This is a genomic window from Psychrobacter sp. SZ93C1, from assembly GCF_015864635.1.
Taxonomy (GTDB): domain Bacteria; phylum Pseudomonadota; class Gammaproteobacteria; order Pseudomonadales; family Moraxellaceae; genus Psychrobacter; species Psychrobacter fozii.
The window spans coordinates 1-21,329 of record NZ_JADYWY010000004.1 but is presented as its reverse complement, the minus strand read 5'-3'; the positions used below and the strand labels follow the sequence as shown (position 1 = coordinate 21,329).

General features: G+C 41.8%; 18 protein-coding genes, 2 tRNA genes and 1 pseudogene. 11 read left to right on the top strand and 10 right to left on the bottom strand.

Features of this window, described 5'->3' with window-relative positions:
- The first annotated feature begins 58 nt into the window (after positions 1 to 58).
- Both lptE and holA read left to right on the top strand, forming a co-directional pair.
- Positions 59 to 760 carry an LPS assembly lipoprotein LptE gene (gene lptE / locus I6E83_RS06420; protein WP_197100578.1) on the top strand — a complete coding sequence of 234 codons (702 nt, stop codon included), beginning with the start codon at positions 59 to 61 and terminating at the stop codon, positions 758 to 760.
- A gap of 61 nt (positions 761 to 821) precedes the next feature.
- Positions 822 to 1,892, top strand: coding sequence for a DNA polymerase III subunit delta (holA, locus tag I6E83_RS06410; protein ID WP_197100576.1), 1,071 nt, complete (start codon positions 822 to 824; stop codon positions 1,890 to 1,892).
- Positions 1,893 to 2,255: 363 nt separating this feature from the next.
- Here holA and I6E83_RS06405 read toward each other — a convergent pair whose 3' ends face one another.
- A complete protein-coding gene (locus I6E83_RS06405) occupies positions 2,256 to 3,194 on the bottom strand; it encodes a 3-hydroxyacyl-CoA dehydrogenase family protein (protein ID WP_197100574.1) in 939 nt (312 codons plus the stop codon).
- A gap of 182 nt (positions 3,195 to 3,376) precedes the next feature.
- Here I6E83_RS06405 and I6E83_RS06400 point away from each other — a divergent pair.
- From I6E83_RS06400 to I6E83_RS06375, 6 genes and pseudogenes are all read left to right on the top strand, one after another.
- Positions 3,377 to 3,559: pseudogene (locus I6E83_RS06400) on the top strand (IS5/IS1182 family transposase); the annotation flags it as partial.
- A gap of 167 nt (positions 3,560 to 3,726) precedes the next feature.
- Entirely contained in the window at positions 3,727 to 3,903 is a 177-nt protein-coding gene (locus I6E83_RS06395) for a hypothetical protein (protein WP_227680850.1), read from the top strand.
- A gap of 263 nt (positions 3,904 to 4,166) precedes the next feature.
- The gene (locus tag I6E83_RS06390) at positions 4,167 to 5,501 is read left to right on the top strand and encodes an efflux RND transporter periplasmic adaptor subunit (protein ID WP_197100572.1); all 1,335 of its coding nucleotides are present in this window, start codon (positions 4,167 to 4,169) and stop codon (positions 5,499 to 5,501) included.
- A gap of 198 nt (positions 5,502 to 5,699) precedes the next feature.
- Positions 5,700 to 7,649, top strand: coding sequence for a MacB family efflux pump subunit (locus I6E83_RS06385; protein ID WP_227680864.1), 1,950 nt, complete (start codon positions 5,700 to 5,702; stop codon positions 7,647 to 7,649).
- A 357-nt stretch (positions 7,650 to 8,006) separates the two neighbouring features.
- Positions 8,007 to 8,082 (top strand) — tRNA-Lys (locus I6E83_RS06380).
- Positions 8,083 to 8,241: 159 nt separating this feature from the next.
- Positions 8,242 to 8,317 (top strand) — tRNA-Lys (locus tag I6E83_RS06375).
- A 64-nt stretch (positions 8,318 to 8,381) separates the two neighbouring features.
- Here I6E83_RS06375 and I6E83_RS06370 read toward each other — a convergent pair.
- Positions 8,382 to 9,170 carry an MBL fold metallo-hydrolase gene (locus I6E83_RS06370; RefSeq protein WP_197100568.1) on the bottom strand — a complete coding sequence of 263 codons (789 nt, stop codon included), beginning with the start codon at positions 9,168 to 9,170 and terminating at the stop codon, positions 8,382 to 8,384.
- A 264-nt stretch (positions 9,171 to 9,434) separates the two neighbouring features.
- Between I6E83_RS06370 and I6E83_RS06365 the strand changes: the two genes are divergently transcribed.
- On the top strand, positions 9,435 to 11,711 hold the full coding sequence (locus I6E83_RS06365; RefSeq protein ID WP_197100566.1) for a hypothetical protein: 2,277 nt from the start codon (positions 9,435 to 9,437) through the stop codon (positions 11,709 to 11,711).
- 19 nt (positions 11,712 to 11,730) lie between these two features.
- Complete coding sequence (locus I6E83_RS06360) at positions 11,731 to 12,615, top strand: DUF3142 domain-containing protein (RefSeq protein WP_197100564.1); 885 nt, start codon at positions 11,731 to 11,733, stop codon at positions 12,613 to 12,615.
- A 93-nt stretch (positions 12,616 to 12,708) separates the two neighbouring features.
- Here the strand turns inward: I6E83_RS06360 and I6E83_RS06355 are convergent, their stop codons facing one another.
- On the bottom strand, positions 12,709 to 14,796 hold the full coding sequence (locus tag I6E83_RS06355; RefSeq protein ID WP_197100562.1) for a catalase: 2,088 nt from the start codon (positions 14,794 to 14,796) through the stop codon (positions 12,709 to 12,711).
- Between the two features lie 416 nt (positions 14,797 to 15,212).
- Here I6E83_RS06355 and I6E83_RS06350 point away from each other — a divergent pair, with 416 nt between their 5' ends.
- The gene (locus tag I6E83_RS06350; RefSeq protein WP_197100560.1) at positions 15,213 to 16,004 is read left to right on the top strand and encodes a dienelactone hydrolase family protein; all 792 of its coding nucleotides are present in this window, start codon (positions 15,213 to 15,215) and stop codon (positions 16,002 to 16,004) included.
- A 111-nt stretch (positions 16,005 to 16,115) separates the two neighbouring features.
- Here I6E83_RS06350 and I6E83_RS06345 read toward each other — a convergent pair whose 3' ends face one another.
- From I6E83_RS06345 to I6E83_RS06315, 7 genes are all read right to left on the bottom strand, one after another.
- Positions 16,116 to 16,763 carry a DUF938 domain-containing protein gene (locus tag I6E83_RS06345; RefSeq protein WP_197100558.1) on the bottom strand — a complete coding sequence of 216 codons (648 nt, stop codon included), beginning with the start codon at positions 16,761 to 16,763 and terminating at the stop codon, positions 16,116 to 16,118.
- A gap of 78 nt (positions 16,764 to 16,841) precedes the next feature.
- Positions 16,842 to 17,306 (bottom strand): flavodoxin family protein, encoded by a 465-nt coding sequence (locus I6E83_RS06340; RefSeq protein ID WP_197100556.1) that lies wholly within the window; start codon positions 17,304 to 17,306, stop codon positions 16,842 to 16,844.
- Position 17,307: 1 nt separating this feature from the next.
- Complete coding sequence (locus I6E83_RS06335; protein ID WP_197100554.1) at positions 17,308 to 17,721, bottom strand: OsmC family protein; 414 nt, start codon at positions 17,719 to 17,721, stop codon at positions 17,308 to 17,310.
- A gap of 116 nt (positions 17,722 to 17,837) precedes the next feature.
- Entirely contained in the window at positions 17,838 to 18,437 is a 600-nt protein-coding gene (locus tag I6E83_RS06330; RefSeq protein WP_197100552.1) for a 3'-5' exonuclease, read from the bottom strand.
- A 206-nt stretch (positions 18,438 to 18,643) separates the two neighbouring features.
- On the bottom strand, positions 18,644 to 19,474 hold the full coding sequence (locus tag I6E83_RS06325; protein WP_197100550.1) for a TIR domain-containing protein: 831 nt from the start codon (positions 19,472 to 19,474) through the stop codon (positions 18,644 to 18,646).
- A gap of 834 nt (positions 19,475 to 20,308) precedes the next feature.
- Positions 20,309 to 20,716 (bottom strand): hypothetical protein, encoded by a 408-nt coding sequence (locus tag I6E83_RS06320; RefSeq protein ID WP_227680849.1) that lies wholly within the window; start codon positions 20,714 to 20,716, stop codon positions 20,309 to 20,311.
- A gap of 207 nt (positions 20,717 to 20,923) precedes the next feature.
- A complete protein-coding gene (locus I6E83_RS06315) occupies positions 20,924 to 21,271 on the bottom strand; it encodes a hypothetical protein (protein ID WP_197100548.1) in 348 nt (115 codons plus the stop codon).
- Positions 21,272 to 21,329 lie beyond the last annotated feature (58 nt).

Genomic DNA, 21,329 nt, shown 5'->3' with positions numbered 1-21,329 from the left:
TATTTTAGGCTTAGTAGATATTCTATCTAAGCCTTCTTATCATTTGAGGATAGCGATTATGTCGTATAAGCAGCAAGCCCCATCAAGTAGCAAAAGCCCTACTGCAAAAAAGTCCGGCGGACAAAAGCTAGTAACTGCATTACTTACTGCACTGCCGATGTTTACGGTGCTCGGTGCAACGGCTGCGCTTAGTGGTTGCGGCTTTCAGCTACGTGGTTATGATGCGCCAATACTCCTCGATGTTGCCAAAACAGCGGTCATTATCGAAGACAATCGCACCGCCTTCCCGCTTAAGCTACCATTAACGCGACGTCTAGAAACATTAGGTGTCGATGTTATTAGTAACATGACAGCCGCAGACGTTGCGCTTAATAATAAACAAGCCAGCGCTGATCCTGTTTCTGTTATCAGTGTCAATAACCTGCGCTTTAGACAGTATGAATTAGTCGGTGTATTAACAGAGATTCGCTTGATCATATCAGCAGATGTTAGCTATCAAACCACTGAAAATGGTAAGCCCGTTACACTGAGCAATCCTATCCAAATCGAGCGTAGCTATCAGTACAATGACGCCTCTGTGAGTACGGATGATCAGCAAGGCGATCAAATTCGCGAATGGCTCTATGACAGTTTGGCACGCCGTATCACTGATCAGTATGTTGCTATCTCTCTGCCTAAAGTACCGTCCACTGGCACTAAAACACCAGTGAAAATCGGTAACGGCTCAGCATCGACAGCCGTGGTCGTACCAACGCCTTAACGTCTCATTACGATACGCTCCATACTTATTTCCATTAACCTGTGTACTTACCCATCTATTTATGCAAGATACCTTTATACAAGCCTATCCAAAACTACTACAACCATCCGTTGCAGTAGCGGGCTTGTGGCTGGCGCACGGTGATGAGCCGTTGCTCAGTCAATGGCTTATCGATGCGATGCGTCCACATTGGCGCGCGCAAAACTACGCCATCAAGCGCATAGAACTAATATCAGTTAAAAGCTGGCAAGAAGTACTGTCAGAGTTGGGTAGCCAATCATTGTTTGATGATGCCAGCGCCTTAATCGTGACTGGCAATCATAAGCCCGATAAAACTGTCATTGCTGAGCTCGAACGCTTTGCGATTGAAGCGCAAGCAGGTACACACGGTCATAGTGTATTATGGCTTACGCCTAAGCAAGACAAACGAGCTCAAAGTAGTAAATGGTTTGCGCCATTTGCTCAATACGGTCACATCATTGATTGTAATTTATACAATGAACAGCAACGGCAGCAGCTATTGCAGATTCAGGCTCAAAAGTTTGGGTTACGGCTGTCTCAAGAAGCATGGCAACTACTGATGTCACATACTGAGCATCATCTATTAAGTGCTTATCAAACCTTGTGGCGACTGTCTTATCTGTTTGCGCCGCAGTTAATGGCTCCTCATGAAGATACCGAAACCGCTGGCGATTTTGCACAGCCTACAAATACTGTGGCACTCGATATCACAGATTTACAAGCAGCATTGGTCAGTGACGCTCAATTTAGCGTGTTTGATTTGTCGGATGCGATGCTAGCAGGTAATAGTGCACAAGTGGCAAAAATCATCTTTCAACTCAAAGCGACTGATGAGCCGACGACCTTAGTATTATGGGCAATTAGTAAAGATATGCGTCAGATTATACAACTGATGGATGGACAAGATCCGCAAGCGCTTGGCATTTGGCGCAGCAAACAAGGGCTATATCAACAAGCCTGCCGCCGCCAATCAAAAACGCACACGGCTGAATGGCCTGCCCTACTTTATCGCTGTGACCAAGCAATCAAAGGACTCGTTCGTCAGCCAGCGTGGGAGTTACTATTGCAAGCTGCGCTAGAACTAGCAGGAAAGCGTCTGTTTACCGTTTGATTGGTTGGAAAAATTCAATAACTTAGGCCGTGTTTGATATTCGATCATGGCACTGGCAGATATTACTTTTTAGACAGTTCGACGTTAGAAATAGTAAGTTTAGTCATTCTAAGCGTCTATGCTTGTCTCATACCGAACGCCAGAGCTTGATACCACTGACTCATTAATTATTCAAAAGAGTATTTCCATCTATTTTGAATAATTAATGTGATAGGCGTTTTAACTACAGTAACCCAAAACGTCAATTACATCAGCTAAAACAATGGGGCATGCAGGAACTGAACTGGTTATCTAGGGCGTGTCCTCAATCTGAACGAAATTGCCTCAATGGGCTAAAAATGAGGACAGCTCCTACTTTAATTTTTATATTCCTGCCTTTAAATCATTTTTGAGGAAATAAATCAGTGTTTTTTCCCGTTCTTCATTCATTTTCGCCGACACATCTGGTTCCCACGAATAAAAGCCCTCTCCTGTTTTATCTCCTAGCTTATTTTCATTCGCAAGTTGAGACAGCACTTTACCTGAACGTTGATCTGTCGACAAATCTTCGAATAAATAATTGGAAATAGACAAGCAGACATCTAGCCCACCCATATCCGCAGACATCAGTGGCCCTGTCACAGGCAGCCGGCGGCCTATACTGTAGGTCACAGCAGCATCGATATCTTCTTTTGAAGCAGCTCCAGCATCTAATAATGCCTGTGCTTCCCGAAACAGTGCATACTGCAAACGATTCCCAATAAACCCTGGGATTTCTTTGTTAAGTACTATCGCCTTTTTGTTCATCAGCGTTAAAACATCCATTGCTCGCTGGACTATAACTGCATCTGTATGCTCGCCTTTTACCACCTCCACCAAAGGAATGAGATGAGCTGGGTTCCAGAAATGGGTTACAACAAAACGTGCAGGATGCAGCATATCCGCCGCTAATATACTCGGTGTAAATCCTGAGGTATTACTGGCAATCACTACATCGTCTTCAACTAACGCTTCCAACCTGCTATATAGCTCTTTTTTTAAATCTAAAACCTCAGGGATAACTTCAATAATAAAAGTTGCCTCCGACACTGCTTCTTCTAGGGAAGTAGTAAATTGGATACGTTGTCTAATTTCGTTCATTTGTTCGGATGTAAACAGCTCGTTTTCAGTCATTACCTTGAGCTTATTATTCAAGCCTTTAACAGCGTTTTCAAGATCATATTCATCGATGCCGTATATGTTTACGGTTTGGTTGGCCCATGCTGCTGATAAAGCAATTGAATGCCCCATCGTCCCAGCACCAAGAATTGTAATATTTTCCATTTTCTATATTCCTTTATATCTGGATTGTATGACGCAGACTACCCAACAAACCTTCAGGGCGTGTTGAACATTGGTCATAAGGTGATGATAAAAATAGCAAACCGTTAATCTTTAAGTTCTTACACCAAAAGACCTCGTTTCCTATGCCTCGCATAATACTCAAAGATGAACACTGAACCAGACTGAAACTTATATTACTGGAACTTAATGTTTATAACAAAGAGAATGTGAGACAAACGGTTGGAGGCGTCTTTATCGTATGCACGTTGGCTGTCCTTGCCGTGATCTACCGATTACTTCAACAGACCCTAATCACAGATTCAGACCTTGAGCGGGTATTTATAGATGGTACTCATATTAGGGCATGTCCTCAATTCAAACGAGTGTCCTTTAAATGGGCTAAAAATAGCTAAATTTTGCCAAACACCGTCAAATAGTTGGTCAATATCTCGATATTATCTGCACTATTTTCCTCGTTTGACGGCAATTTATCTCATTTTTATCACCATTTTTAAAATGAGGACACGCCCTAATGAAGTTTGTGCCATGGACGGATGAGAAGGCCGTAGTATCTGATCTAAAAGTATCTCCTGCGCTCTTATACCGCTGTGACCAAGCCATCAAAGGACTGGTTTGTCAGCCAGCTTGGGTGCTATTACTACAAGCGGCATTAGAGCTAGCGGGAAAGCGCCTGTTTACTGCGCGATAAATATCAATCATTATCGCCATTCCTGTCTTGCACATGCGACGCTTTAGACAGTGACACCTATCACCATCTCTAGCACAGCTTTTGCCCTTTCTATCATTCTCAGACTCACCCGTTTTTACTATTCATCACTCAACTTCTATTATTCCTCTATTCCAACCACGTTCAAAAACACCTTAACCTTTCTTAAACTAATTGCCATTCCCTTTTAGGGATGAAGCATCTACTATAACCATACTTGAGTTTACTGTCATTGGATTGTTGTTATGCGCAAAATAAGCAAAAAATCTGCTATCAAATGGGGCGTCATTGTCCTGATTATTGCAGCATTGGCGGCGTTGGCTTATGCCACGTTGAAACCAGAAGAAGAAAAACCTAACTTCCTGACAGCGGCTGTTGAAGTCGGTGATATTGAACAAAATGTCATGGCTTCAGGCAAAGTCAAAGCTTTAAATACGGTTGATGTCGGTGCACAGGTCTCTGGTGAAGTAACTCGTCTCTATGTTGAAGTCGGTGATGAGGTACAGAAAGGCGATTTGATTGCACAGATTGATCAGGTCACGCAGAACAACAATTTAAGCAATCAACAAGCCGGCCTTCAGCAAAGTGAAGCCGCACTTCAAAGTGCAAAAGCAGAAGCGCTAAGCAAGCAAGCCAGTCTAAAAAGTGCCTATGCCGACCTTGCTAGCCGTCAGTCTGAGCTCAAACAAGCAAAGTCTGACTTTGCCCGCTTGCAGTCTTTGGTTGCCATCGATGCAATCTCTCAGCAGGAGTATGATACGCAAGCAACTAGTGTTGAGACAGCCGAAGCAGCGGTTGCCAATGCGAGTGCTGCCATTGATACAGCAAAAGCAGCCATCGCTACTACAAACGCTAATATTAATAGTCAACAGGCAGCCATACGCATATCCGAGACGAATGTAAGCACAGCAGAGGAAGATCTCAGCTATACCACTATTCGTGCACCCATGTCCGGTACGGTGGTTTCTATCACGACTGAGCAAGGCACGACTGTTAACGCCAACCAAACGGCTCCAACTCTGGTCACTCTAGCCGATTTATCAACGGTTCGTATCAATGCGCAAATATCCGAAGCAGATGTCATCAATGTCAGTGCTGGGATGCCTTCTTACTTCAATATCATCGGTAATCCAGACCAACAATATGATGCAACCTTGACAGCCATTGAACCAGCACCTGAAGAGATTAGTGATACCAGCTCGACGGATGCTGCGATCTACTATGTGGGCTATGTCGAAGTACCAAACCCTGAGCGTTTATTCCGCATTGATATGACCGCCCAGATCTACATCATCATCGATCAAGCTAAAGATGCGTTGCTTGTGCCATCAGCAGCCATACAAGAAAAACCTACAAAAAATAAAACGGAAGGTCAAGCAAAAACCAGCAAGCTTGTACGCGTACTAAATGATGACGGCACAGTAGAAGCACGCACAGTAGAAGTGGGCATTGATAACCGAGTAAATGCGCAGATTTTGAGTGGTGTGAAGGAAGGTGAGCAAGTCATCATCGGCGAAGGTAGTGCCAAAGCTTCAAGTAGCAGTCGCACTCGTATACCTGGTGGCACTCCAAGAATGTAATTTATTCTTTGACTATGTTAACGATGAAAGGGCTTGAGCAACTTAGCCCTTTTCTCACGACACTCACTATCTCTGATTAAAGACATTGCTATGACTATATCTCAATCTGCTAAACAGCCGCCCAACAGCGCTAGCGCCTCGATAGAAAACAACTCACCGAATAATACTGATACGGCAGCTACCGCTGACAAGCCAATTATGGAGCTGTCTGGTATTATTCGAGAGTTTGCTGCCGGCGAGCAAACCATTCGCGTATTGCACGAGGTTAATTTAACGATTAATCAAGGTGAAATGGTCGCGATCATCGGTCAATCTGGCTCTGGTAAGTCCACGCTGATGAATATCTTGGGCTGCTTAGATCAAGCGACGGCTGGTGACTATAAGATTTACGGCCAATCAGCAAATAGGCTAGACGCTGATGAGCTGGCTGAGTTACGCCGAGAGCATTTCGGCTTTATCTTTCAGCGCTATCACCTGCTTGGTGATATCAGTGCAAAAGACAACGTCGCCGTCCCCGCCGTATACGCTGGTATGAATACTGATGCACGCATCAATCGTGCCGAAGAGCTATTAACCGATCTAGGTCTTGGAGAAAAAGTAAACAATCGACCCAGTCAGCTCTCAGGTGGACAACAGCAGCGTGTTTCTGTTGCTCGTGCCTTGATGAATGGTGGCGATGTTATCTTAGCAGATGAGCCAACTGGTGCACTAGATAGCAAATCTGGCGAAGACGTGATGGCGATCTTACATGACCTAAATGCTAAAGGTCATACCATCATCATGGTTACTCATGATCCCAAACTTGCCGCCCAAGCCGAGCGCGTGATCGAGCTGAAAGACGGTTATGTCATTGCTGATTATAAAACTGAGCATTATAAACCGACAACGCGGCAGCCTGACTCTATCCTCGGTGGACATCGAAAAAGCGCCTTTGCTAGCTTTGTCGATCGTTTGCTCGAAGCCTTTAAGATGTCCTTGCTCGCCATGCGTGCACACAAGATGCGCACCCTGCTGACCATGTTAGGTATTATCATCGGTATCGCTGCGGTTGTCTCTATCGTTGGTCTTGGTCAAGGCTCTCAGCAGCAAATTCTCTCAAATATCAGCTCGCTAGGAACCAATACCATCACCGTCAATGATGGATACCCTAGAGGCGACCCGCGACGTAAATATAATGACGACAACCTCACACCAGAAGATGCAGACGCGATCAGCAGTCAACCGTATGTTACCAATGTGAGCCCTCAAGTCAATGCCAGCTCTAGTGTACGCTATCGCAGCGTGCAGGAAGACTCGACCATCAATGGTGTTGGTGAGTATTATCTAGAGGTTACTGGCGAGACGCTAGCACTTGGTCAAGGTTTCGATTCGCAAAGTATTAAGCTGCGCAGTCAAGATATCATTCTCGATGACAATGCTAAGAATGCATTTTTTGCAGACATTGATAATCCTATTGGTGAAGTGATACTCATCGGCAGTGTACCTGGACGCGTGATTGGCGTACTCGAAGAAAATGATAGCGGTTTTGGTCCAGATATTTCGACACCCACTATATATATGCCCTATACCACGGTGATGTCACGTATCACCGGCAGTGCAAATATTGATAGCTTTGTGGCTTTATTAGATGACAGTATCTCATCCAGTGCAGCTGAGTCAGCTATCTCTGACATCATAGAGGGTCGCCATGGCAAAGATGATTTTGAGCTTCGCAACTCAGACTCTATCCGTCAGACCATTGAGTCGACGACAGGCACGATGACGCTGCTTATCTCATCCGTTGCTGTTATCTCATTAATAGTTGGTGGTATTGGCGTTATGAATATTATGCTGGTGTCTGTCACTGAGCGTACCAATGAGATTGGGGTGCGAATGGCTGTTGGCGCACGGCAAAGCGATATCATGCAGCAGTTTTTAATAGAAGCCGTACTGGTCTGTATTTTAGGTGGTCTGCTAGGCATTGGACTCGCGTTCGCTATCGGTGAGCTCATTAATAATTTTGCTGGTGATAGCTTTAAAGTTATTTACTCATCCACCTCTATTATTGCGGCATTTATATGTTCAACACTGATTGGTGTCGTATTTGGCTTCTTACCAGCACGCAATGCAGCCAAACTTGACCCTGTTGAAGCTCTATCTAGAGACTAATCGTTGATAATTAACGCACTAAATCAGAATATTTAGAGCCTGAAATGGCTCTAATAACGAATTTCTGAAAAAATATGACTTTTTTCCTAATATTTGCACTTTATTTATCATTTAGGGTTGTAATTGTCATAATAATATATATAATGTGCTCTCACGTTTAGGGATACAAAATCTTTAAACGTTGAAACAAACTTAATGTGCTTATTAAAATTAAGTTTGATTAACAAAGTTTTTGTTTAAAGAACTTTGACTTGCAGTTAAATGCAAACCTAGTGTTGATATCGAGTTTTTAGAATTTACGAAAATGTAAATCCTCTTGCACTCGGATGAAGTAGTACTTCATTTTATCCTCGCTCAGGGCCGATAGCTCAGTTGGTAGAGCAGTTGACTTTTAATCAATTGGTCCCGCGTTCGAGTCGCGGTCGGCCCACCATATTTAGTATTACGCTTGTTGTGTACCCTACCCTATCAGGTAGCGGCATAATAAGTCACAAAGTTTAAGAAGGTTTCTTTTAGAAAACTTCACCGAATTTACGAAACTGTAAATTCACTTGTAGAGTTAAAAAAGCAGTGCTTTTTTATACGCTCTTCAGGGCCGATAGCTCAGTTGGTAGAGCAGTTGACTTTTAATCAATTGGTCCCGCGTTCGAGTCGCGGTCGGCCCACCATATTTAGAGAGCCCAGTTACTATATTGAATAGTAACTGGGCTTTTTTTTGTTTAAATTTTTATTTCACTTTTTATGTTTCTTCTTAAAGACAGTAAAGTCGCTATTTTTCCGCCACAGCAGTTTATGCTTGATCGTGTCTTTGATCGTACGTGGATGCTTGGGTGCTTGCGTAATCAACATATCAAAAGTTGCCTCATCTATTGCCAGCTCACAGCCATGTGCCATCATAACCATTGATGGTTTTAAGTCTTTTATTTTTTGGAGTGATTGAATATAGACTTTGGGATCATAGATAGGAAATGGCGCCACAAATTTGTGCCGCAGTTTGATAATCAAATCAGCAGTGTAAACCTGTCGGCTGGGTAGATGAAACAGAGATAAATCACGGTCTGTATGACCTGGGGTCTCTAACACCTGCCATTCATCAAACCCAGGCACGCAGTCGCCTTCACCAACGGTAATATCAGCCTTGAGATGCGCTGGATAATATAGGTTTTTTGGCTTGCGACCTTGACGTCTCGCCACATAATGCGCAAGATTCATATCCACAAAGTGCATAGTACGCCCAGCGATACGGCTATACCACTGCGTATCTTTGTCCGCCGAGACAATCAGGCAACCCGTCTGCTCTCGGAATTTGTGTGCGCCGCCTGCATGATCTGGATGCATATGAGTGACGACGACAACTTTTAGATCAGTTATTGGTCGCTGCAACGTTGTCTTGATATACTCTAATACCATCGGTACATCAGGGCGACACGCTCCATCTAGCAGCATAATCTTATCTGGATACACCGCCAGATACGTGCTTTGAATATATCCTTCTAAACGTACAATTTCACATAAACTCATTTGCATTCCCTGCTACATGATTGGTCACTTTTATAGTATCCCTACTATAGGGGACGCTTTTAACGCACCTTAATAGAATTTAGTATAACCCTCGCCATGTAGATTGTAATGACTTTGAGTGAACGCTTGTGACTATAAACCATTCTTCTTCATAAAAACAAAAACTCAGCACATAGGCTGAGTTTGAGATAAAACATGGAATAGTTAAAATAAAATTCTGCTATGATTATATCAATCAACAAAAGTATAACGAATGAGCCATTCATGAATCACCTTGCAGAAACTATCAAACGGCCTACACAGCCCTTCTTAAACCTTATAACCAAACATTGTGTTTTAACCATACTGACCACAGCACTAATGGGGCTCTCTATCTCTGCAAAAGCCGGAGGTGGTGAATACTGCGGCTCTAATTTTTCATTGGACAATCGCACCTATAACGAATGTCAGATTAATTTTCCAATCCTAGACACAGGCAATGACACCCAAACCAATCTATATCTACTACTCGCAGATAAAGGCTTAATTCGCTTTGACGAGCCTAATACGCATGACTCAGACTCTTATCAGGCTCATGACTTTCCGTTAAACTTAAGGACTTTAAGACAAACGGCTGTGAATGAAGTCAAAAACCCCAATCAGAATTTTTTAGAGCACTCTGAAAAAAGTCATTACGCCGAATATTGTAATAGTTTTTATACGGGTGAAGAGGCGCTAGAAGGCGCGCTCAAAATTGATACTCAATTGACGTCTAAAGAACGCTTACAACTGAGGCAGTTTCGCCAAGCCATTCGCAGCGAATGTACGGACTCGTTCGGTCATGACACATCGTCAGCAGAGGACGCACCTGTTTTTCCATTAAAATGGTCTATCAATGCTCAGCCATACGCAGACTATATTATGGCCACTCAACTGTTTTATTTGGGTGAAAAATCAGACTTTGACAGTGCCCATAATCTCTATAGTGCGTTGATTGATCTTAAAACAGGCAACAATGCAGGGCTTGCTTGGCTAGTCGATACCGCCAACTATATGCTGATTCGTACTGGTATTAATCGTATTTATCAGCATGGCATGGGAGACTACCGCTATAAGAGTGAGACCGTTGATCCAAGACTGTTTGCTAGCACTCAAAAGGCTATCAATAATTACCTTAGCCGCTTTAAAAATGGTCACTATACTGCCTCAGCTCGCGGCTTACAACGCCGACTATATTGGCTGGCAGGTCAACAAGAAAAGCTGGTTGATGAGATCGAATGGCAAATCGATCATACAAACTCTCTACGCTTTAATCTTGATAGTCGCTTATTGCCAGAAGAGATCGAACAAAAAGTCTTTTTTGCAAATTTTGATAAGCCAATCGATATTAACAAGCTTAATGACCCAATCTTGCTCACCAGTTTTGCACTATATCGTTTAAGACCTGCCGACTCTCTCAACGCTCCTACACCGCTAACGCGAACAGAGCTTGAGCGTCTAAAACCTAAGTTTAAAGATCGCATGGATTTGTACCAGTATCTCATAGCGACCTATTATTTCGTGCAGGAGAATAATCCAAAACTTGCCATAAAATATTTACCAACCACGCTACCGACAGGCGAGATGTCATACTCAAAATTTAGCCAATATGTCCTAAAAGCCAAGGCATTGCAGAAAATGGGTAGTATCAATGAGGCAAACACACTATGGAGTCGTCTGCATCAACTGCCCAAACAGCCGTTTCAAAACACGGTAACCGAGCTTGCATTAGCACTTCAAGCAGATCAAACCAATGATTACAGCCAGCTTTTTGGCAATAACGCTACGGTACAATCTCATAATTTAAAGATACGCATGATAAAATATTCTGCTGATCCGGCGCTTTTAAAACAAGTTGCTGACAGTCATTTAGCTACTGATGATACGATTGGCGCAGAGGCTCGTTACGCGCTACTGGCCAAATCGCTAATACAGGGACGCTATACTGATTACTTAACATACCAGCAGAACTACCTTCCAAAGAACTCACAAAAATATATAGGCTTTGATAGTGAGAACGAAACATTGAAATACTTGCCTACATTCAGTGAATTTAATTGGCAGGGTGAAAAGATTAGTCCTAGCATAAACTGCCAAGACTTAACGAAAACAGTGACTCGTTTAAGCCAAAACCCAAAAGACAGGCTGCAAACCCTATGTCTAGCCGAGTTTATGGATGATACAACCATCACTTACTATCTAGAAGATTATGACAAGTCCTATCATTCTTCTGGTCAAAGCGATTCGGGCTATCGCTATCCTTACTTGGGTGATATACCCAGTCGTTTTAAAGGTCAGGCACTAAACCGACTGGACATCTATCAGTCCATATTTGCTAGCAATCGAGATGACGAGTTATCCGCTTATGCGCTACATCGTGCGATTGGCTGTTTTGCAAGTTCTGGTAGTAACCAGTGCAGCAATGAGAACATAGATATGTCAGTCCGCAAAGCTTGGTTTAAACGTTTAAAATCAGACTTTAGCCATACTACTTGGGCACAAAATCAGAAATATTACTGGTAATATTTAAGGGCTTATTGATTTGATAAAAAATCAGCAGAAATATAAAGGATTGGTATTAGGGTCTATTGGCTTAATCGTACTGGTTTTTGCGGCTTTTATTTATAATCAAATCACTAGTCCTGCTGCAACTCATAAGTCTGAGAATTCTCAGAAAACCCAATCAGTAGATAGTCATCTCAATAGCGTTCATTCTCTCAATACTGCTACTGCTACTGGCGATAAGATTATTAATACTAAGGATTATGAGCAGTTTTGGATATGGACACCGCCCGAAGATGATGCCAAGCTTAGCCAAGCTCATACCTTGTATATCTTACAAGGTGAAATTCGTCCGCCTAATATTCCGTATTATCGTCCCAATACCAATGAGAATGCGGTTCATGCTGCACTTGCAACGCTGACACCGCAAGGTTTAGGTGTTCGTTCTTTAAGTGATAAAAAGATTTGGCTCGTCTATCGTGCAACCAGTCAAGAGTGGTCGGACGAAGTGATGGCACAGCTGATTGAACGCTTAGAGAAATGGCAGCGTGCGGGCAATCAAGTTATGGGGATTCAAATAGACTATGACGCCCCTACCTATCAATTGGATAAGTATGCAAAATTACTTAGGCATGTTCGTCAGCAGCTACCAGCGCATTATCAATTGAGTGTGACTGGGTTGCTTGATTGGTCCAACCAAGCTGAGGACCCTCAGTTTATGCAACTCAGTGATGCCGTCGATGAACTGATTATCCAAACCTATCAAGGAACGACTACTTTGACCAATTACTCTCGATATCTAAAAAAGTTAGAAAACTTACCCTTTGATTTCAAGGTTGGTATTGTTGAAGATGGTCAATGGCAAGGCGCAGCGTTTTTGGAAAACAATCCACACTTTAAAGGTTATGTGGTGTTTTTGCGGTAAAGGATAAGGTAGTTTGGATGTAACCTCTTACCCAAACTAAAAAACCAGCCATATTGCTATGGCTGGTTCTGATTATGGTAATAAAACGTCATGTTAAGCAAGATCACGAACCTTTGGCTCACGCTCCCACAGACGAGATTTCGCATTTTCAATGAAGCTATCTAATTCGGCAAGTGGCGTGACAAAACTATCTTTTTCAACTGGCAGTTTACTTAGGATAAATTCATCGGTCGCTCCGCAATAAGCGATGGCTTTGCAATGGTTATACGCATCATTGAACCAGTCTAGTGCTGAGCTGTCTTTAGCGAGCTTTTTGGCTTGCTCTGGCATGATGATACTCACGACAGCATCAAACATCACTGATGGCCCGCCAGCAAGACGCTCATCTGCTTGTATGCGTGTACCATCGTCCAAGACTACTTCTTTGTTAGGGGCGACGATTTTTACGCTAGCACCCTGCTCCATCGCTGCTGCTTCAAACTTCTTGATTTCGCTACTGTTAGAGCCTTCTGCGACCAATATACCGATCAGACGACCTTTTAGGCTGTCAGGTGTCAGACCGATGGTTTGTACCGCTTTAGACGTTGCCATATCTAGTACAGGCGCAGCGGCATCCGCAGGCTCTGGCAATTCCATACCGAGCGCGGTTGCCACACGGTTGGCCAAGTCTTCATCGATATGAATCAGATGGCTCAATGTACGAGCACGGACGTGTGCTGTATCGACTTTACCCAGCTCAAAGGCATACGCGGTTGCAATGTGCGCTTGCTCAGTTGGCGTCTGACTACGATAGAACATACGTGGTTGACTATAGTGATCGGCGAAGCTCTCTGCACGCACGCGACCTTTTACCCCATCATCCAACTGCTCATGGAATGACTCAAAACCACGTTTGGCGCTTTCACGCGGTCTCGTTGGATCTAAACTTTGTGGCTCATACAGCGTACGAGTTTTAGGCACTTGCATCTGCATATGACCATCTTGCTGATTGTTCGCAAACGGACATTTAGGCGCATTGATTGGAATCTGCGCAAAGTTAGGCGAACCCAAACGAGATAGCTGCGTATCTAGATAGCTGAATAGACGACCTTGCAATAATGGATCGTTACTGAAGTCGATACCCGGTGGCAAGTGTGACGGACAGAATGCGACTTGCTCCGTTTCCGCAAAGAAATTATCCGGATAACGATTGAGCACCATTTTACCGACAACTTTCACTGGAACTATTTCTTCTGGAATCAGTTTGGTCGCATCTAAATGATCAAACGGAAATTCATTGGCTTCTTCTTCGGTAAATAACTGAACGCCAAACTCCCATTCAGGATAGTCGCCATTATTGATTGATTCAAACAAATCACGACGATGATAATCAGGGTCGGCACCCGAGATTTTCACTGCTTCATCCCATGTGGTTGACTGCACACCAAGTACCGGCTTCCAATGGAAACGTACAAAGGTGCTCTTGCCCGCTTCATTGATGAGACGATAACTATGAATACCAAAGCCTTCCATCATCCGTAGGCTGCGCGGTAGACCACGATCACTCATTAGCCAAATCAAGTTGTGCATGGTTTCAGGACTCAATGATACAAAATCCCAAAACGTATCATGCGCAGATGCTGCTTGCGGGAAGCCGCGATCAGGCTCTGGTTTTACCGCATGGATCAAATCTGGAAACTTCATCGCATCTTGGATAAAGAAAATCGGCATATTGTTACCGACGATATCCCAGTTGCCTTCTTCGGTATAAATCTTCACGGCAAAACCACGGACATCACGTGGCGTATCTTTTGAGCCTTTGTTACCAGCAACGGTAGAAAAACGGGTAAATAAAGGCGTCTGCTTATCCGTCTCGGTCAAAATTTTCGCCGTGGTATATTTTTCTAGGGATTCTGTCAGCTCAAAATAACCGTGTGCAGCACTACCGCGCGCATGGACGATACGCTCAGGAATACGCTCATGGTCAAAATGATGAATCTTTTCACGCAGTACAAAATCCTCTAGCAATGTGGGGCCACGACTGCCAGATTTTAGAGAGTTTTGATTATCAGAGATGACCACGCCTTGTTGCGTCGTCAAAACTTTCGTGTCATCACTGGCACGCTGATGGGTTTCGCCACCATTGCCACGTTCAGTATTCATATCTTTAGCGGGGTCAGTATGATCAATATTATTTTTCATTATGCATCCTAGCTAGTAATTAAAAGTAGGCTCTATGCTGAGCTGTATCTAATATTAGCCAAAAGATATGACTAATTCATGGCACTCCTTGTTGATATTTGGTTAAAGTTTGCAGCCGTGATAAATAAACCGTTTTAGAGTATTTAAAGAGAAATTCAACACTGATAATAGATTCTTGTAATGTAGTGATTTTTTAAGGTATGCTTTTATGAAGTACTAAAAACGGTTGATAAATGAAATGGGCATGGTTTTAGCCAACTATTTATCTTTTTTATATCGTTGGATTCAAATAATTCCGATACAAGGAAACCGAGCGCAAGTTATACATTAGTATGGTTAGCGAGGATGACGATGTAGCGGGTTTGTATGGATTTGACGATGCGACTATTTTTTATATGACTATAAGGCGACCTACCATGTTACCAACTTTAAATGCTCCGTCTAAAAAACCTTATCACTCATTGCTAATGGGTGCGTCAGTCGGTCTAATGGCACTGACTTTCAGCCAAACAGCCGCCGCGATTACGACCAAAAACGTTACTTACACAGTGGATGATCAAGCATACGAAGGCTATTACGCTAAAGCGGATAAGCCCAACGCACCTTTTATTTTGCTCATTCATGATTGGGATGGTCTCACCGATTATGAGCGTAAGCGTGCTGATATGTTGGCAACTGAAGGCTACAACGTGCTAGCAGCCGACATGTTTGGTCAAGGCGTTCGCCCTACTTCTATTGAAGAAAACAAACGTCTAACAGGGGAGCTATATGACGACCGTAATAAAATGCGTCGGATATTAGCAGGGGCATTAACGGCAGGACAGCTGCAAGGCAATGATGTGCGAAAAGGCACGACTATGGGATATTGTTTTGGCGGTACGGTCGCGTTAGAGCTAGCACGCTCAGGATTTGAGCAAAAAGCGTTTGTACCCTTCCACGGTGACTTTGATGTCCCAACGGGTCAAAGTTATGACAACACCACTGGGGAGATATTAGTCTTCCACGGCTCTGCTGACCAGTCCGTCTCTCTAGAGAGCTTTGCGACTTTGGGCAAGACACTAGAAGCTGCCAAGGTACCTCATGAGATGGTTACTTATAGCGGTGCGCCACATGCCTTTAGTGTATTCGGTAGTGATAGATATGATGCACGTGCGGATGAACGCTCTTGGAAGCGTTACTTAGACTTTTTAGAAGAAGAATATAAATAGTCTAACAGCGCAAAAAATAAGAAAGCCCAAATAAAAAGCCACTTCAATCGATCATCTTCTGATCTTAATTGAGGTGGCTTTTTTATTATAAAATTTTTGCTAAAGCTTTAACTATTTAGCTTTTTGAAATACCAATAATTGATTGTTGGCAGGCATCGCATAAGTAGTGACAAGTTTCAGATGATGTTCACTGGCTAAACTGACAACCTCTTCTGTATGACGAATCCCGCTGTCAGAATTACCTGCCCTCAACATCGCATCAAATCTCTGATTGCCCTCACTGGTATAGTCACCATGCTCATTGAAAGGGCCATATACAATGAGCTTACCATTAGCAGGTAGTGCATCACCAGCTAATACAAATAAACGTTCGACCAAAGCCCAACTAATAATATGCAGCGTATTGGCTGTAAACATTGCATCATAAGGTAAGTTCAACTGGCTATCGACAGGTACGGAATCCGTACTCAAATCAAACGCTAAAGGGGCATATAGATTGGGCGCAGGATAAGCATCATGCCAAGCGATTATGTGACGATGATTACTAGTGACATCACTGGTTTGCCACTGAACATCTGGTAAGTTAGGCGCAAAATGCACACTATGTCGACCTGTTCCAGAGCCAATCTCTAGTACATGCGTAAAGCCTTGTAGCTCTGTTTGCAGTACTTCTAAAATAGGCTGTTTATTATTCTCACACGCTTGGGAAAATGGCAACGCAGAAACATCCACTTTATTATTCAAATCATCATTGTGCATTACGGCTCTCTCCAAACTGTCTATGGTACTTTTGACAGTAGTTGCATATATCAACAAGCATTGCCAAACAACTCACTATCAGTAAATACCTGCCTCGACCCCAGCAGCCAATGTCATGGCTAGCTCTTCTACTTGCGCAGCAAAGCTGTCTTGCCAATCGCCTTGAAGTATCAGCGCCTCTTGCACCCATGACCAGCGTAATCCAGTGGTAATCATCTGTATGGCAAGTTTAGTACCTGTGCCATCATGCCCTGCCCGTATATATACTGCAAATGGCATACCCTGCTTCTCTTCTAGCACTGGATAATAGCAACGATCAAAGAAGTCCTTAGTCAGTCCTGCCATATACGCCAGATTTTCAGTCGTACCTAACAGTAACGCATCAGCTGCCAACACATCTTCAGGCTGCGTGTCCTGCGGTGATTTCAAAATGACAGTGATATCTATATCAGGATGGTTGGCACCGTCATAAGCTGCCTGTGCCAATTTCTGAGTATTGGGCGATGGTACATGAGCGACGATGAGTAAGGTCTTATTAGACATATTAAGCATCTGTGCCATTGTTAAACACTAAGTTTTGAGTAATAGCAGGATCCAAGCTATTACCTACTGGACATGTCAACGCGGTTTTATAAAATCGTTTTAAGGTACTCTCATCCAATGCCTTTGAGAAATTAACTATAACGTGTATTTCACTCACACGCCTTGGTTTGGCAGCCATGACTTTGGTAACTTCTGCGGTCGTACCTGAGATATCGATATCCATCGCTTCGGCTTTGATACCGATAATCGTTAAGATACAACTGCCCAAACTGGTCGCTAGCAAATCAGTAGGAGAGAACGCTTCGCCTTTACCATGATTGTCCGTCGGCGCATCAGTAATGATTTGATTGTTAGATTGTAAATGAATGGCTTGGGTGCGTAAATTGCCTTGGTAGGTTACTTTTGAGGTTGGCATAGGGTTCTCTTTGATTATTATTGTTGGAATAACATCCTGTAAAAAATTTATAATAATGAGTTTATACGTATAACGCACCCATCAAAAATAAAAGCTCTATATTTTTGAATAACTTTCTACAGTACTGTGTCTTGCCCTTTTTTTTCTATTTCCAGTTCAATTAATAAAGCCGAATGAGCATCATTAGCAGCATATCTCTTCTGATGCTCCTTTAGAGGAAATATCGACCAGTTTGATTTTTGTGCTCCCTTAGAAAGCCTTTGATTAAAAAACATTGCAACAGCAGCTCTAGCACCGACTCTTTGCTTAGTCTCTGCAAAACGCATAACTTTTGAAGAAAGGTCTTCCGCATTTACTAAATTAATCCCAAATTTACTAAAAATTATTTTTTTGTCTTCTTTTAATCCAAAACCCACTTTTTTTATTTTTGGATTTGATAATATTTTTTCTATATCAGAGGAATTTTTATAAAATTTCGTAGGAAACAAAAATACTTTAGATTTTGTTGCTATCTGTATGAGATGAGGTCCATCACTTACATCTTCTTTCCTAAAACAAGGTTTACTTTCTGTATCAAACCCTAAACATGTGTGTTTTTCCAATTCTTCTATTGCATAGATAGCATCTTCTTTCTTAGTCACAATGACTATATTTTCTAGAGAAATACCCTCATATACTGGTAATTCTCGAATTTGATCTTTTGTTAATCTTTCCATTGAAACCTTCTGCCTTATGACTATTTATTTCAAGTTAGACAAATCCTTAGTCACTCACTTTTAAAAAATATTTTTCAGTAGTTATTAGAATACTTTCTATAATATAGTATATATCTTGATTAAATACGCCTGTTTGTCTAACTTAAGAAACTATCCTATGATCAGAACTAAATTTATATTTAAATACATTGCTCACTTTATTAGCGTCAAAAAGGTATATCTTTATTAAGACTACTAGCTACCTCAAATGATTTAGGTTGAAGAATATTTTCATTTTTCAAAAGCTCATCTACTCCTAACTCAGTAATTGAATATACGTAGCAATCATATCCATCTTGGTAATCTGTTTCTATAGACTTACTTATTAGCCCCATACGTTCAAGCTTAATAAGTGATATTTGAAGAATAGCTTCGTTTATTCCACGAAAATTATTAAATATTGCATGGAACGGTAGTCCTATGGGATCGGCAACGTAACTCTGAAGACAAGTCGCTAAGAACTTATAGTCTTGTTCTTGTAGATGATAGACCGCTGGGTTAGCAATAATTATTCTAGATTCTGAAAGACTAGCATGATTTATGAGCCCTAATCGTTCTACCTCGGATTTAATCAAAGAACATGCTCTATTAGTCGCAGAAACTAAATCTCCATCTGAACGATTTGCATCAAAGTCTGCAGGGGTTACTCCCAATAAATCAGTTGGCAAATGCATATCTACATCACGCGGCTTTAAAACAAAAGAACGAGATTTTCCAATGGCGCCTACAAACAGACCCATTTCGAATATCACATTGTCCCTAACTACATGCTCATTTCTACTTCTAATCGTAGCAATGTCATCAGGTGCAAAAATAAACAATGCAAAATCTACAGTAGATGACTTTTCTACTAAATCTTCAATTGTTGAAGAAGATAGTTTAAATGTACCATTTTTCCAAATAGTAACTTCAAAATCATGATCAAGATTGACATTCACGGCCTCAGCGATTGGAATACTCTCAACCGAGGACGCAATAAATAATCGTGGTTTTCTCAACTCATAACCTCCATATCTCATTACCCACTAACCGGTTATTATCCTACAATTGTAGATGATATTAATGCTAAAAGGTATGAGTTATTAAAGTATGAGCATTTCTAAAAACTAGAAATCGCAAACAAAGAAACCTCCCTTGGGTTGAGTGAAGGAGAGTTATCTAAAAATAGAGACCTAGCGGTTAACGTTTTCATACCAAAATATACTCTAAAACTGCTCTATTCAATCTACAAAAGGCCCTTACTTATCTACCAAATTTTCTTAAAATATTCATTAGCCAAACCTCGCCGAAATATACGTCCAATAACCTAACAGCAGTACGAGCAAACCCCACGATAACGAAAAGCATAAGTAATATGATTCGCTATCAAGTGCAACATAATAGTAAATGGCCAGTCCAGTACTTACTAACAAAGAGACTGAGTATGCGATGAGTAAAGTAAACAGAGCAGTATTTTCAAATTTGGACAGAAGCGGGCTATTTTCTGCACAAATATGAAAGAGAAAACCCAGTGAAAAAGCCCCACCAATCGTAATATGCAAACATGATATTAGAACCAGTGACCAAATTGACATAAACCTTCCTTTATTGACTTAACGCTTTCCTACTAGATCTATAGTCAAAGAACTCTAAAATGGGACAAGGCAGCCGACTGCAGATTGTACAAACAGTACATCTAAGGAGAGTAACGCCGTAGCCGTTTAGTAGTTCACTGACTATATATAATCAGTGTGTTGTAAACCTAGTTAAAGACAAGCACTACCATCATTTTACGCTTTGTCTGAAACGGTTTTAACAATCAGCAGTGCCTATTTGTGAGTAATCAATATGCCCTAGTTGTTAAATCTACTTTTAATAGCGGGTTCGTCATTATTAATACTTTCTAGCGTCTCAAATCCTTTCTTAGTACCAAAGTATAGAGCGTCTGTTTGTTTCTCTCTATAAAAACGCATTTCATCGCCTTTATTATCAGTCAACGTAAATTCATTAAACACTTTTTCCCAGTGCGCTTTCTTTTCAGACTCGTTATGATCAGCTTTAAATGTTGGCTTTAAAATATAAGAAATATCTTTACCTTCTTCAGTGGTTATCAAAGGCAATAACTCTTTGTGCGTTGTTAAATATAGACATATTTTCTCAATATCATCTAGGGTTTCTCTTCTATCAGTTAGTTTGATAATTAACATCGGTTTATGTCCTAATTTACTTTCTAGTTTGGTTTTATTGATTGTTTTACTCATCTACTTTAAACCGATATCAGAGATAATACTACACTGCATTTTTACTATAATGCATTCTTCAAACGTCAGGCAAAAGAAAACCCCCTTCGCTCATGCGGAGGGGGTTTCTTTTGAATAGAGCTCTAATGACGAGATCGCCGTAAAACTTATCCATATAGACTCAAGCTGATTAATAATTAATGGCACACTTCACCTAATACTAATAAGTTATTCTTCCATCTGCCATTTATCATCTACCCATACTGCATCATTATCGTCTAAGTGTACATGCCACTCTGCATCAGCAACTGCCAATCGAATCTCAGTCAAACATTCTAGCCAATGACCAAGCGTATAAATAAGATCCTCAACGTCCATGCTAGAAGATATTTTTGTGGCACCTGCTAGTATCACCTCTGATTCACTATCATCATAGGCATAAAGATCAAACGACTCTGCCTCTTCTGTGTGCTCAAAGCTTTCATTATACTTATCAACGATCAGCGTAATATTTTCTTGCTCTTGCTCCGTTAAAAGTGTCGTACGCTCAGCTGTATAGTAGATGGAAACGCCCATGACTTACTCCGAAATGTGATAGTAGTTATAAATAATAGCACACAGCACTTTATCCCAA

Bases quoted from the DNA above. Each gene is read 5' to 3' on its own strand.
- lptE (WP_197100578.1), top strand. From the start codon at position 59: ATGTCGTATAAGCAGCAAGCCCCATCAAGTAGCAAAAGCCCTACTGCA.
- holA (WP_197100576.1), top strand. From the start codon at position 822: ATGCAAGATACCTTTATACAAGCCTATCCAAAACTACTACAACCATCC.
- I6E83_RS06405 (WP_197100574.1), bottom strand. From the start codon at position 3,194: ATGGAAAATATTACAATTCTTGGTGCTGGGACGATGGGGCATTCAATT.
- I6E83_RS06395 (WP_227680850.1), top strand. From the start codon at position 3,727: ATGAAGTTTGTGCCATGGACGGATGAGAAGGCCGTAGTATCTGATCTA.
- I6E83_RS06390 (WP_197100572.1), top strand. From the start codon at position 4,167: ATGCGCAAAATAAGCAAAAAATCTGCTATCAAATGGGGCGTCATTGTC.
- I6E83_RS06385 (WP_227680864.1), top strand. From the start codon at position 5,700: ATGGAGCTGTCTGGTATTATTCGAGAGTTTGCTGCCGGCGAGCAAACC.
- I6E83_RS06370 (WP_197100568.1), bottom strand. From the start codon at position 9,170: ATGAGTTTATGTGAAATTGTACGTTTAGAAGGATATATTCAAAGCACG.
- I6E83_RS06365 (WP_197100566.1), top strand. From the start codon at position 9,435: ATGAATCACCTTGCAGAAACTATCAAACGGCCTACACAGCCCTTCTTA.
- I6E83_RS06355 (WP_197100562.1), bottom strand. From the start codon at position 14,796: ATGAAAAATAATATTGATCATACTGACCCCGCTAAAGATATGAATACT.
- I6E83_RS06350 (WP_197100560.1), top strand. From the start codon at position 15,213: ATGTTACCAACTTTAAATGCTCCGTCTAAAAAACCTTATCACTCATTG.
- I6E83_RS06345 (WP_197100558.1), bottom strand. From the start codon at position 16,763: ATGCACAATGATGATTTGAATAATAAAGTGGATGTTTCTGCGTTGCCA.
- I6E83_RS06340 (WP_197100556.1), bottom strand. From the start codon at position 17,306: ATGTCTAATAAGACCTTACTCATCGTCGCTCATGTACCATCGCCCAAT.
- I6E83_RS06335 (WP_197100554.1), bottom strand. From the start codon at position 17,721: ATGCCAACCTCAAAAGTAACCTACCAAGGCAATTTACGCACCCAAGCC.
- I6E83_RS06330 (WP_197100552.1), bottom strand. From the start codon at position 18,437: ATGGAAAGATTAACAAAAGATCAAATTCGAGAATTACCAGTATATGAG.
- I6E83_RS06320 (WP_227680849.1), bottom strand. From the start codon at position 20,716: ATGAGTAAAACAATCAATAAAACCAAACTAGAAAGTAAATTAGGACAT.
- I6E83_RS06315 (WP_197100548.1), bottom strand. From the start codon at position 21,271: ATGGGCGTTTCCATCTACTATACAGCTGAGCGTACGACACTTTTAACG.